Genomic DNA, 12,933 nt, shown 5'->3' with positions numbered 1-12,933 from the left:
ACCGCAAATTTCTTTCCCGGACGCCCTCACGCTGCAAATTCTTCTGCAAGCGCTTCACAACTTAGAAACGCCCTTGTCATCGGAACTCATCGCCGATATCAATAAAATTGGTGAATCTTTAGCTAACAATCAGTCTGTAACGCTTGCCATCAGAAGTTTAATCAAAAAAGATGACAAGTTGGAAGCTTGCTATCGCGATGTACGCAAAATTTTATACGAGGTCTTCGAGTTTGACGAACGCAACAAAGCAGGCGAACCGGAAGAAGACGAAACCGCTGCCGATGTAATTATACTACAAAATAAACTGCCGCGCATTATCCAAATATTAATAGAGCCAAACGTGCAAACCGCCATCCAAACGGAAGTTAAAGAAGAAGGCTTGGAAAGTATTCAAATAGTTATGATGCCATAAACCCATGAACCCATCACCGTACATCTACTACCCCAGTTTAGATCTGTTTCTCTATCATCTGAGAGATGGATTAGGAGAAAGTCAAGAGAAAATCAGGGAAAATCACGCGCAATTCTGGGCTAATTTGCCGCCGGAAACCCAAGTTGACTTTGAGACGGAAGCCAAGGCAGCTAATTCAGATACTATCAAATTATTGGAATTAACGCAGGGCAAAAAAACTTATCCCATCCAAAAAAGAGTTGTTTTTGGTCACCAAATCGGCGGTTATTATTATCCTCTACTTTTGAGTGATACTTATGGGCTATTGGTGGATTGTTGTATAGAAGAAGAACAACACTCAACCATCTTAGCCCGCTGCTTCCAATCACTCAAGGAAATTATCAACAATAAACATGGCGATTTGGGTAAAACTTGGATGATTTCTGGTTATCGAGATTCATCCTTTTCTCCAGAAGATATCGCCAAATCTGCCTATCACTCGTTCACGGGAAAAGATTGGCAATATGTGAGGACTGGGAAGTTTTTAGGCGCTGATGTTTTTGAGGTTTGGCAATCTCCCCAATCTCACTATTGGCAAAGTATTGAAAATGGCGATGGCGGCGATGAAGAAAAAAGTACTGTTTTCATCGTTATCTATCCAAATCAAGACACGATGGCTAAAGCCGCCCAGTTTTATGATTCTTGGCTGCATTTATTATGCCACCGTCATAAAATCTTCTGGGCTTATCGCGAATCGCGCCGAATCAGCGAAAGGCTGCACAATCAGCTTTCTTTGGTAAACGAGACAATTCAACAAATCAATAAGTCGCAACTGGATTTATCTCTTCTCAAGAGAAATATAGCATTTTTATCCAATTATGTCATACAATTGGAACAGATGGAAATTCTGAATCAAGCGATCGAAGTAAATCGGCAAAACTATAAAGCTTGGTTGAATCACATCATCAATAAAGCGAGTCAAGAAGGCGATACGAATCTTAAGTTTCTGGAAGAATTCAATGTCATTACGAATCAATACCAGAAACAAATTCAGCAAGATTACGCCACTTTCCAAGCCAGTTTGGGAATTTTGTCCAGCTTGCGCGACACAATTCGCGGTATAGTAGAAATAGAGCAAGCCCAGAGCGATCGCCGCATCGAAACGCAAACGCGCAACTTCCAAAATGGCGTAGCCGTCGTGGGTGTAGGCGTAGGAGTTGCATCGGTAACCGCATCAGCAGTTTCTCCATTTGTAGAAGCTATCACCAAACAGCGATCGGCAAAAATAGAGAACGGCAAAGATATTTTCATCCCCAGCAATGCGCTGTTAAACTTCAGCGTCAGTTTGATTATCAGTCTGATGCTGGGATTGCTAGCTAGCTTAATAGTTGCAACTGCGTTAGGAATGTTGCGATCGCACGATCCGCCTTCATGATAAACAGCGACAACATAAAAACCGAACAGATTTGTCACGAGTTAGATAAAATTTTAGCAGATTTAGATGTAAAAAATCTAGCCAAACAGCATCTAGAATCATGCAATTTTAAACTGCGCGGTTACTGGGATAGCAAAAATGAATACAAGGATGATGAAATCGGCGATCTAATTCTCGTCTTGGATGAGAATTTGCAAATCGTTGATGAAAATTGGATTATAGATGTCGAATCTCCTTTCGTTCTCGCCAAACAGAAGACAAATTTACAGCACTTCAATATTGAGTGATATCATGTCCCGTTGCATCAGTAACGTCAAAAATTTGCATTCACATCTGTGTTCATCTGTGTTTATCTGTTTTCATCTGTGGTTAAAATTTAACCCACGATTCATGCAGATAATGCTCAACATCATTCTTATACTAGCCATCCAACCAGACACGATATGAGGTACACAGAAACCCGGTATACTTCACCCAACTGAAATCGGCTATATTTTTTACCGCAGATGAACGCAGATCGAAGGTGTACCACAACCGATCGCAATCTGGTTTAAAACACATCTCAACCCCATCCTAAGCGATCGCACTCCCAAATCCCTCTCTTCCTTCCCGTCTTCGCGGTTCGTAAAATAGAAATAACGAGTTCAGCTAAACCCCCATCTCTCACTCAGAAATTGACCTCACAGTCAACGAAACCACCGACTTCCTCACAGACAACCAAATCGATCGCCTCGATCGTTGGTTAACCAATAAATTACCAGATCTTTCCCGTTCCCGCATCCAAAAACTGATCGAACAAGGGTGGGTGCAAATCAACGGGAAAATTTGCGCGTTCAAAAACACCAAAGTCAAAACAGGCGATCGCATCCACGTTACCATTCCCAACGCCCAAGTTACCGAAATCCAACCCGAAGAAATTCCCCTCGATATCCTCTACGAAGACGACAACTTGCTGATTGTCAACAAACCTGCCGGTTTAGTCGTACATCCCGCCGCCGGACACCAAGCGGGTACTCTTGTCAATGCCCTTTTGGCACATTGTCCTCTGGCAGAAATTGGCGGCGTCCACCGTCCCGGTATTGTGCATCGATTGGACAAAGATACCACCGGTGCGATGGTAGTTGCCAAAACCGACCTCGCTTACCAACACCTGCAAGCGCAACTGAAAGCAAAAACCGCCCGCCGGGAATATCTAGGTGTGGTTTACGGTGTCCCCAAAACGGAAACTGGGACGATCGTACAACCGGTCGGTCGCCATCCGGTCGATCGCAAAAAAATGGCCGTTGTCCCGGAAGAAAAGGGCGGGCGTTCCGCCGTGACCCACTGGCGAGTCCAAGAACGCCTCGGCAATTACACCCTGATCCACTTCCAGCTAGAAACCGGTCGCACTCATCAAATTCGCGTCCACAGCACTCACATGGGTCATCCGATCGTGGGCGACCCGGTTTACAGTTCCGGACGGGACATCGGGGTCAATTTGCCGGGTCAGGCGCTTCATGCTTGGCGACTTTCTTTGCAAAATCCTATCTCCGGACAGATGATCCAAGTTACAGCGCCCCTACCGCAACACTTTGTCACCCTTCTGGAAGTGTTACGCCGACGAGGGGCCATCCCTCATCTCTCGTAATTTACATTTCTTTACTTATTTCGAGTTTACATTTGTACACAAAACTCATTGCCCGATCGGACTCAACCTCAGCCTAAATTCTTTAGGATACGGTAATTGTGACGATTATAAAGAAATAATAAAACTAGGCTCAGACGAACCGATAAGTATAAATACATGAAGTAATGTAACGAAATATCGGAGTTGCCAGAGTGCAGAAGCAAGATATATAAAGCATTTGATGCTTTTGTTCGTACTCGGTGAAGGAACTTAATAATTTGTAATAAATAAAGCTCGAACGGCAGTGTATAAACATAACCTGTAGGGATTAGCAGACAGGCAAAAGTCAGACAAAGCACTGATTAAGAAAGTTTTAGCCTTTCTCATAAAAGGTTGAAAATTTCTCAGAAATATCCTCTATCCTTATAAAAGGTTCCCACAAGGAAGCAAGCGGTAGGGGAAGTAACCAGAAAAGGTGCATTTGCTCGCCGTCTGTGAAAAACCCCGCCAAGCTGGTTCAGATGCCTGAATTAGCTTAACCGAGATACCAGTTTTTAATCCAAAACGCTCTCAACCAAACAAATTTAGGAGATTGAGCTCATGTTAGACGCATTCGCCAAGGTTGTTTCTCAGGCAGATGCCAAAGGTGAATTCCTCAGCAGCGCCCAACTGGATGCCCTCAGCAACTTAGTTCGCGATGGAAACAAGCGCTTGGATGTTGTTAACCGCATCACCAGCAATGCTTCCACCATCGTTGCTAGCGCCGCTCGCGCACTGTTTGCCGAACAACCTCAGCTGATCGCTCCTGGTGGCAATGCTTACACCAACCGTCGCATGGCAGCTTGCTTGCGCGACATGGAAATCATCTTGCGTTATGTTACCTACGCGATCCTGGCCGGCGACTCCAGCGTGTTGGATGACCGCTGCTTGAACGGTCTGCGCGAAACCTACCAAGCTCTGGGTACCCCCGGTTCTTCCGTGGCAGTTGGCGTAGGCAAAATGAAGGACGCTGCTGTTGCGATCGCTAACGATCCTCAAGGCATCACCCAAGGCGATTGCAGCTCCTTGATTTCTGAAGTGGCCAGCTACTTCGATCGCGCTGCCGCTGCTGTTGCTTAATTAAAGCTTTAAAAGCTCTGGCAGGAATAGTATCCTGCAAAAGCATTACAGTAGACGCGATTTACCCAAGTTAGTTAGCAAACTTTGCAAAGAATACCGGAGATACCAAGAACATGAAGACCCCAATTACCGAAGCGATCGCAGCAGCTGATACCCAAGGCCGTTTTCTGAGCAACACCGAACTGCAAGCTGTTCGCGGTCGGTTAGAACGCGCTGGCGCTAGCATGGAAGCTGCTCGCGCTCTGACCAACAACGCGCAAAAGCTAGTTGACGGTGCAGCTAACGCGGTGTATCAAAAGTACCCCTACACCACCCAACTGCAAGGCTCTCAGTATGCCTCCTCTTCGGAAGGCAAATCCAAGTGCGCTCGTGACATCGGATACTACCTACGCATTATTACCTATAGCTTGGTTGCCGGTGGTACTGGCCCATTGGATGAATTCCTGATTGCTGGCTTAAGCGAAATCAACAGCGCTTTCGATCTGTCTCCCAGCTGGTACGTTGAAGCCCTCAAGTACATCAAAGGCAATCACGGTCTGAGCGGCCAAGCTGCTAACGAAGCTAACACCTACATCGACTACGCGATCAACGCCCTGAGCTAATCGATCGCTATGGCCCGGAGGGGTATGCAGGTGCTGGTTGTGGAACTAGCAGTTGCTTATTTCTCCGGGCATTGTTTTATCTACTGGGTCATGAGTCATCAGTCATTGGTAATTTTTCGTTGTTCATTTCTCTCTTGTCGATCCGGCGAAGCATAAATAGAAAGCGATCGAAAAGGCAAATGACAAATGACAACTGACAAATGAGATCTGACAACTGACAAATGACAAAAAAGTTTGTTGGGAGAAGGAAAAGTGGCAATAACAGCAGCAGCATCCCGCTTGGGAACCTCAGCTTTTAGCGATGCAGCTAAGGTTGAACTACGCCCCTACGCAACGAAAGAAGATATCGAGAATGTGATTCGTGCCGTGTACCGTCAGGTTCTCGGCAATGACTATTTAATGGCGTCAGAACGCCTGATCAGCGCCGAATCGCTTTTGAAAGATGGTAATCTGACAGTCAAAGAGTTTGTACGCGCCGTAGCTAAATCGGAGCTATACAAAACCAAGTTTTTCTACAACAATTTCCAAACCCGGTTGATTGAACTCAACTATAAACATCTGTTGGGACGGGCACCCTATGATGAATCAGAGGTAGCTTATCACCTCGATTTGTATCAAAACAAAGGTTACGACGCTGAAATAGACTCCTACATCGATTCTCTGGAGTATCAAAGCAACTTCGGCGACAATATTGTGCCCTACTATTGCGGTTTTGCCTATCAAGCAGGACAAAGAACGGTAGGTTTCACCCGCCTGTTCAGGCTGTACCGGGGTTACGCTAACAGCGATCGTTCCCAAGTAGAAGGTAACATCTCTCACCTCGCTCGCGAATTGGCGCAAAACAGCGCTTCCTCGATCGTAAAACCTTCAGGTAGCGATGAAAGCTGGTCTTACTACCGCGCATCTGGCGATGTGCCTCCCCGTAACTGTTTGGGTGGTTCTTACGGCGAAAGTGGCCGCGTCTATCGCCTTGAGGTCGCAGGTATTCGTCAGCCAGGATATCCCGGAGTGCGTCGCAGCAGCACTGCTTTCCTAGTGCCATACGAGAATCTGTCCAACAAGATGCAGCAAATTCTCAAAGCAGGCGGCAAAATCGTCAGCGTCACCCCAGCTTAATAATTTTAGATTTTGGAACTTAGATTTAATCCAAAATCCAAAATCCAAAATCCCAATAACAGGAGGTAAAAACAATGCTTGGTCAAACCGCGATCGGTAGCGCTGGAAACACGCCTTCTGGTAGCCGTGTTTTTCGTTATGAAGTTGTTGGCTTACGCCAAAACGAAGAAAACGACAAAAATAGCTACGCCATTCGCCGCAGTGGCAGCGTTTTTATTACGGTGCCTTACAGCCGTATGAATGAGGAAATGCGGCGAATTAATCGTTTGGGCGGAAAAATCGTCAGCATTCAATCTTTAACTAGCGAAGAAGCTGCCGCAGCCCAATAGAATCAGAAAAATAAGCGGCAAGAGAAGTCGATCGCAATAGCGACAAACCCTTACACACCAGATCCATGCAGGAGTTCAATCCTGAGACCTCTGGCGAAATGCAAAATGCTCCCCCCTTAACGGAAGCGCAAGCGATCGCCAATCTCACCCACCCAGACTTGAGTCTTCGCTACTATGCTGCTTGGTGGCTGGGAAAATTCCAGATTCGCACCGAAACAGCTGTAACTGCCCTGATTGCGGCACTAGAAGACGAAGCTGACCGCACAGAGTTAGGAGGCTATCCCCTACGGCGCAATGCAGCGCGGGCGTTGGGAAAAATAGGAGATCTGAGGGCTGTACCTGGTTTGCTCCGGTGTTTGGATTGCACTGACTTCTATGTCAGAGAAGCGGCTGCACAGTCGCTGGGTATGCTGGGCGACCCGGTAAGTATTCCAGCACTGATGCAGCTGCTAAACGGTGGTTTGGCAGCTGCTGTGCAGGTACCCGGACAACCTCACCTAACACAACCCTACGAAGCGGTGATGGAAGCCTTGGGATCTCTCCAAGCAAGAGAAGCAATTTCCCAAATCGAACCCTTCCTAGAACACCCAGTAGAGCGAGTGCAATACTCTGCCGCTAGAGCTATGTACCAGCTAACCGAAGATTCTGCATACGGAGAACGCCTTGTGCAAGCTTTGGCCGGCAAAGATATACAATTGCGCCGGATAGCTTTGTCTGACCTGGGCGCTATTGGCTATTTACCGGCAGCTGATGCAATTGCCTCCTCAGCAGCAGAAAACAGCTTTAAACTGATCGCCCTCAAAGGCTTACTAGAACATCAACTTAGCCCAGACAAACCGGACACGCTCAACGATGCCGCCATCAAAGTTATGCACCTGATGGACACTCTCTTGTAAACAGGGAATTGGAAACAGGGATGGAAAATTGGGAAACGGGAATGGGAAATGAAACAGGGCAACCGCAAAACTGGGGAGTAGGAAATCGGGACAATTTTTCTACTCAAAACTCAAAACTCAAAATTCAAAACTCACCCAGCCCTCAATCCCTCATTCAAGCTGTTGAAGAAGCGGATAACCCCGGACGGCTTATAGCAGCAGTACGCGCCCTAGCAGATGCCCGTTTAGAAGCAGGAATTCCCACTTTAATAGCCGCTTTGGGTTATAACAACCCAGGTGCAGCATTAGCAGCAGTGGCAGGGCTGATCCAAATGGGAGCATCAGCAGTACCTCCTTTGCTGGAAAAACTAGATGGGTACAACTACGGTGCGAGGGCTTATGCCATCCGCGCCTTAGCTGCGATCGCAGATACCCGTGCCCTGGAAATCTTGCACAAAGCAGCTCTGACCGACTTTGCCCCCAGCGTCCGCCGTGCCGCCGCCAAAGGATTGGGAAACCTTCATTGGCAGCAGCTCAGTCCCGATCTGATTCAAGCCGCCCAAGAAAAATCTTTTCAAGCGCTTCGACAAGTCTCTCAAGACTCCGACTGGTCGATCCGCTATGCAGCCGTTGTCGGTTTGCAATCCCTGGCTCAAGAGTCCGGCTTCAAAGAGCAAATCCAAACGCATTTCCAGCAAATGCTCGCATCGGAAAGCGATCGAGCAGTTCGTGCTAGGGTGCGATTAGCAACTGTCAGCAGTTAGCAATCAAAACAACTAACAACTGACAACTAACAACTGACAGTGATAACTAACAAATTAGCTATCGAAATCAACCATCAACTACCTAAAAATGGCAATCCCACTTCTAGAAATTACACCAACTACGCAAAATCAGCGCGTAGCAGGCTACGAAGTTCCCGACGAAGACGACCCCACTCTTTATCGTTTGAATCCTAATTCGTCTGAGTCCGATGTTAATGAAATTATCTGGGCAGCTTATCGCCAAATTTTCAGCGAACAGTTGATCCTCAAAAGCCACCGCCAAGTCTCTTTAGAATCATTATTGCGGAATCGATCGATATCCCTCAGAGAGTTTATTCGGGGACTCGGCAAATCCGAAGTTTACCGGAATATGGTAGCTGAAACAAACTCCAACTACCGCTTGGTTGACATCACATTCAAGCGCTTCTTGGGACGTGCCAGCTACAACAAAGATGAACAAATCTCCTGGTCAATTGTCATAGCAACCAAGGGATTGCACGGCTTCATTGACGCCATTGTTGATAGCGAAGAATATCTGCAAAACTTTGGCGATGACCTCGTACCTTATCAACGCCGTCGCTTCAACGAACGTCCGTTCAATTTGGTAAATCCTCGCTATAGCGACTATTGGCGCACTCGCTTGATTCAGCTCGAAGGTCGCAGCTACTATCAAGTGAAGCTTTACGGTACAGGCGAACCAGACAAACAAGTTGCTCGCAGAGCGATTCCCAGTAACTTTTTGGAAATGGCTCGCAGTATCGTTACCCCTCAAGTCAATTATCAGCGATACAAAGACCGGGCAATCAATCAAGCCAGAAGATCTGAAATTCCGGATATGACTCGCCAAGGTACCACCGTTAAACCAGCAGTGAGTCGCACCGAAGTTGCCCTTCCCTATCGCTACATACCCTCCGATCCTAAAGTGTAGCTTCTTAGTTTGTCGTTCATTGTTTGTCTTCATAGTTTATTCTTAATTGCAATGAACAATGAACCATCAAATGCAAACAAAATAACGGCTGACAACTAACCACTAACCAATCACAACAAGCCTCATGTCAATACCTTTGCTAGCATACAAACCATCCTCGCAAAACCAGCGAGTATCGGGGTACGAAGTTGGGAATGAAGACACCCCCAGAATTTATCGGATTGAAGATTGCATCGACGATGCTGACATTCAAGAATTAATTTGGGCAGCTTACCGCCAAATTTTCAGCGAACACGAAATCCTCAAATCTTTTCGCCAGATTACTTTAGAATCCCAGGTGAAAAATCGGGCAATCACCGTGCGGGATTTTATCCGTGGCTTGGCTAAAACAGAAGCATTTTATCGTTTAGTTGTAGAGAAAAACTCCAACTATCGAGTTGTGGAAGTTTGCCTTAAACGTATCCTGGGTCGCGCCCCATACAACAAAGACGAAGAAATTGCTTGGTCGATTAAAATCGCCACCGGCGGCATAGGCAGCTTTGTTGATGCCCTCGTCGATAGCGAAGAGTATCAAGCTAACTTCAGCGATACGATCGTACCCTATCAACGTCGTCGCTACAAAGACCGCCCCTTTAATTTGGTAACTCCCAGTTACGGCAACTACTGGCGCGATAAGCTAGAAGATGAGCGCTACAAGTGGGGCGATATCCGTAACTTCCTAGATTTGGCACGGTCTATTCAAATCAAACCGGTTAACCAAAATGTGAACGTTAGCACAGCTAACATCAAGATTCCCGACACAACACGCGATAACAAGCCTGATGGAGTTCTGGCTTCAATTAACAGCGTCGCCAGTTTTCCACAGCGTCGGTAATTGGTAAACGGTAGTGGATAATGGGAAAGAAAACCAATCTGCGATCGCAATTACCTTTGTTGCCTAATTTACTAACCTCTCAACCACATTAGGAGAATTTTGCATGGCATTGCCGTTGCTTGCATACAAACCATCATCCCAAAACCAGCGTGTCAAAAGCTTCGGGTCAGCTGACCTCAATGAAGATACGCCTTATATCTATCGCCTCGAAGATGCTGCTTCCCCATCCGAGATCAAGCAGTTAGTTTGGGCAGCTTATCGTCAAGTCTTCAGCGAACACGAAATCCTCAAATTCAACCGTAACATTACCTTGGAAACTCGCTTCGCGAATCGTTCTCTGACGGTACGCGACTTCATCCGGGAATTAGCGAAAACCGAGGCATTTTATCGCTTGGTTGTTTCCGTCAACAATAACTATCGCTTGGTACAAATCTGTCTCAAGCGTTTGTTAGGTCGCGATTCTTACAACAAAGACGAAGAAATCACTTGGTCAATTGTCATCGCTACCAAGGGCTTTAATGGCTTCGTGGATGCGCTAGTTGATAGTGATGAATACACCGCCGCTTTTGGTGACTTCACCATACCCTACCAACGCAAACGCATGGAAGGGCGTCCTTTCAACTTGGTAACTCCTCGCTACGGCGAAGACTTCCAAGAAACTGCTGGCACCGTCAAAACCGACTGGCGCTTTACGCTGGAAAAATTCTACAGCCGCAAGTTCCAAGACCGGCAACTTCCCGAAGGCGACCCCCGCAAGTTCCGCGGATTGGCTGCTGCCGTCAGTGGGCAGCGCAATTACGCGCAACGCCTATCTGCGTTTGACATCGATTACCTCAACAAGGTGCCGAAGCGCCGTTAAGGTTCACTCTCAGTTTACCTAAATAACTTTTTCTTTAAGGACTGGGTTTAGTTTCCGCTTAATAATGACTGACTGACATTATTTTGTTGTTTGGTCGTTTAGCTAGGCGGAAGTTAAGCCCAGTCATTGTATAGCTAGCGATTAGGGGCTAGATATTTATCGCCAGGGACGAGAGGAAGAAGAGCCTAAAATCAAGGCTTTCAGGTATTAGTAGCGTCCTAACTGACGAAAGCGATTACTATACTTCTGATAGTGAATCGGTGGTGATTTAAGTGCGAAAATTGTCAAAAACCTTTTAATAAAGCATTGAATTTTCGGGTAAATACAGTCACCAAAAATCTAACTAATTCGGCTCAATTTTATTCATTTTGATAGCTAAATACCAATAAGGAGCAATTTTTGGCGAGGGAGTTTTTGAGAAAGTCGTTTAATTGTGAGAGATAGCAAAAAATCATTATTGCTATCTCTGAGAACAGAAAAACTGATTAATTAGAGCTAGCAGACCCATCACTCGTATCTTTTTGGCCGTTTGGGGGCGCAACTACCACACCTCTATCTGCAGCGCGTTGTTCGCGTTTTTTGCGCTCTGCTTTGACGGTATCTTCCATAATTAACCGCGCTTGCGCCATTTTTTCCAGATTGCTGCGGTAGAGTTCCAGATCTTTTTGCAGTTTGTCGTCTGGTAAGTGCAACCCAGCAGCTATTTGTTTTAGTGCTTCAGTTAGTTGCTTTGCGTCTTTGACCATGCTGGACTCTGCTACTTCTAGGAAAGTGAACAGACCGATCGCAAACAAGCGGCTGTATTTGAATTTGGGATTATTGACGATCGCCTGAAGCGTTGCACTCAAGTCACCTGCATTACCAAAGTGAGGTGCTTGAGTAAAAATTTCCACCACATCGCGAGCCGATCTCTGACTTGCCCATCCCTGCAACCATGCTGCATCTTGCCTGTATCGTTGCGGGTCACCTTCCACCGCTTTGCAGATGGCTTCAAAAATCGGCTCTTTATCTGCTTCTGGGCGATAGCCTTGCATAAAGCGATCGAAGGTGGTAACAACCCCAAAAGCGTAGATAGGGTCGTAGCGAAAATCAACATTGACCGACAGTAAGTGCATTTCTACCATCAATTCTTCAACTACTCGCCGATAGATGGTATTGATAGGACGAGTGTGAAGGCTGTAGAAAGTTCGCTTGGTATCTGAAACAGTGCGGTCGTTATTCACAGAAAGCATTTTGAGGATGATTTAACTTTATTTTCTCGTTTAAGTGCAACTTTGCCAAGGCGATCGCGCAAATAAAATGGTTTGGGAATATCTGCTTATTCCCGTTGCGATGCAGTAAAATGCAAGGTTGCCATCAGCTTTTTTAAGCTACGCCTTTAAACACTTGTTGGTGTCAATTCAAAGACAACGGAAGTATTTTAGTTCAATTCCGGCACAAAAATAATGGTTTCTCCTGAATTAATTGCTTTAGCTCGCTACATGGCTGGTGAATTTGAAAATAGCGACCAAGCGATCGCTGAGCCTGCTTGGTATGTCCACTTACGCCTCTGGCAGCGACCCATACCTTTATTTGTGGAAGATAGTCTGACTTTGTTTGCCGAGCAAGCTAACTATCTCTACCCAGACAAAGCTTACCGCCAGCGGATTATCAGGCTACAGGACAGCAGCAACCCAGACTCTTCGATTCAGGCGCAGTACTATGCTATCGAAGATCCTTTAGCTGTTAAAGGTGGCGGTTGCCACCCGGATCTACTCAACACCCTCACAGTCGATCGCATACAACTACTCCCTACTTGCAAGCTCAACGTCACTAAAAGTTTCTTAGATTCTGGAGGATATCGCTTTCAGGCATCGTTGCCACCAAACGAGCGTTGCCGCTTTACCTATCGAGAAGAAACTTTCCAAGTTTTTCTGGGATTTGAAGCAAGTCCCGATTCATTCTTAAGTTATGACAAAGGAATCGAACCTCAGACTGGCAAAGCCCTTTGGGGAGCTATTATGGGGCCATACCGCTTCACCAAGCGTCAAGATTT

15 protein-coding genes are annotated in these 12,933 nt (G+C 46.3%); 14 read left to right on the top strand and 1 reads right to left on the bottom strand.

Features of this window, described 5'->3' with window-relative positions; genetic code table 11:
* The 13 genes from H6S82_RS04670 to H6S82_RS04610 all read left to right on the top strand — a co-directional run.
* On the top strand, nt 1-412 hold a 412-nt coding region (locus tag H6S82_RS04670; protein WP_191056041.1), incomplete at its 5' end, for a hypothetical protein.
* A 4-nt stretch (nt 413-416) separates the two neighbouring features.
* Nucleotides 417-1,826 (top strand): hypothetical protein, encoded by a 1,410-nt coding sequence (locus H6S82_RS04665; RefSeq protein ID WP_190472460.1) that lies wholly within the window; start codon nt 417-419, stop codon nt 1,824-1,826.
* Entirely contained in the window at nt 1,823-2,113 is a 291-nt protein-coding gene (locus H6S82_RS04660) for a hypothetical protein (protein WP_190472463.1), read from the top strand. The genes H6S82_RS04665 and H6S82_RS04660 overlap by 4 nt, the downstream gene beginning before the upstream one ends.
* Nucleotides 2,114-2,499: 386 nt before the next feature.
* Entirely contained in the window at nt 2,500-3,453 is a 954-nt protein-coding gene (locus H6S82_RS04655; RefSeq protein WP_322111994.1) for an RluA family pseudouridine synthase, read from the top strand.
* A gap of 579 nt (nt 3,454-4,032) precedes the next feature.
* Nucleotides 4,033-4,551, top strand: coding sequence for a phycocyanin subunit beta (locus H6S82_RS04650; protein WP_190472469.1), 519 nt, complete (start codon nt 4,033-4,035; stop codon nt 4,549-4,551).
* Between the two features lie 113 nt (nt 4,552-4,664).
* A complete protein-coding gene (gene cpcA, locus H6S82_RS04645) occupies nt 4,665-5,153 on the top strand; it encodes a phycocyanin subunit alpha (RefSeq protein WP_190472472.1) in 489 nt (162 codons plus the stop codon).
* A gap of 252 nt (nt 5,154-5,405) precedes the next feature.
* Nucleotides 5,406-6,269, top strand: a complete 864-nt coding sequence (locus H6S82_RS04640; protein WP_190472475.1) for a phycobilisome rod-core linker polypeptide — start codon at nt 5,406-5,408, stop codon at nt 6,267-6,269.
* Nucleotides 6,270-6,343: 74 nt separating this feature from the next.
* A complete protein-coding gene (locus H6S82_RS04635) occupies nt 6,344-6,598 on the top strand; it encodes a phycobilisome linker polypeptide (RefSeq protein WP_190472478.1) in 255 nt (84 codons plus the stop codon).
* Nucleotides 6,599-6,696: 98 nt separating this feature from the next.
* On the top strand, nt 6,697-7,494 hold the full coding sequence (locus H6S82_RS04630) for a HEAT repeat domain-containing protein (protein ID WP_242056825.1): 798 nt from the start codon (nt 6,697-6,699) through the stop codon (nt 7,492-7,494).
* A 20-nt stretch (nt 7,495-7,514) separates the two neighbouring features.
* The gene (locus H6S82_RS04625) at nt 7,515-8,237 is read left to right on the top strand and encodes a HEAT repeat domain-containing protein (protein ID WP_242056824.1); all 723 of its coding nucleotides are present in this window, start codon (nt 7,515-7,517) and stop codon (nt 8,235-8,237) included.
* Between the two features lie 88 nt (nt 8,238-8,325).
* Complete coding sequence (locus H6S82_RS04620) at nt 8,326-9,165, top strand: phycobilisome rod-core linker polypeptide (RefSeq protein ID WP_190472484.1); 840 nt, start codon at nt 8,326-8,328, stop codon at nt 9,163-9,165.
* A gap of 124 nt (nt 9,166-9,289) precedes the next feature.
* Entirely contained in the window at nt 9,290-10,039 is a 750-nt protein-coding gene (locus H6S82_RS04615; protein WP_190472487.1) for a phycobilisome rod-core linker polypeptide, read from the top strand.
* A gap of 103 nt (nt 10,040-10,142) precedes the next feature.
* A complete protein-coding gene (locus H6S82_RS04610; protein WP_190472490.1) occupies nt 10,143-10,898 on the top strand; it encodes a phycobilisome rod-core linker polypeptide in 756 nt (251 codons plus the stop codon).
* 485 nt (nt 10,899-11,383) lie between these two features.
* Here H6S82_RS04610 and psb29 read toward each other — a convergent pair whose 3' ends face one another.
* Nucleotides 11,384-12,121 (bottom strand): photosystem II biogenesis protein Psp29, encoded by a 738-nt coding sequence (gene psb29, locus H6S82_RS04605; protein ID WP_190472493.1) that lies wholly within the window; start codon nt 12,119-12,121, stop codon nt 11,384-11,386.
* Between the two features lie 222 nt (nt 12,122-12,343).
* Here psb29 and H6S82_RS04600 point away from each other — a divergent pair.
* Nucleotides 12,344-12,933 (top strand): chromophore lyase CpcT/CpeT (locus tag H6S82_RS04600; protein WP_199317866.1); only part of this gene is annotated, 590 nt, incomplete at its 3' end.

The sequence above is a fragment of the Planktothrix sp. FACHB-1355 genome (genome assembly GCF_014748295.1).
Classification (GTDB): Bacteria; Cyanobacteriota; Cyanobacteriia; order Cyanobacteriales; family Aerosakkonemataceae; genus Aerosakkonema; species Aerosakkonema funiforme_A.
The sequence above is the reverse complement of the archived record's forward strand: the minus strand, read 5'-3'. Positions and strand labels throughout refer to the sequence as shown.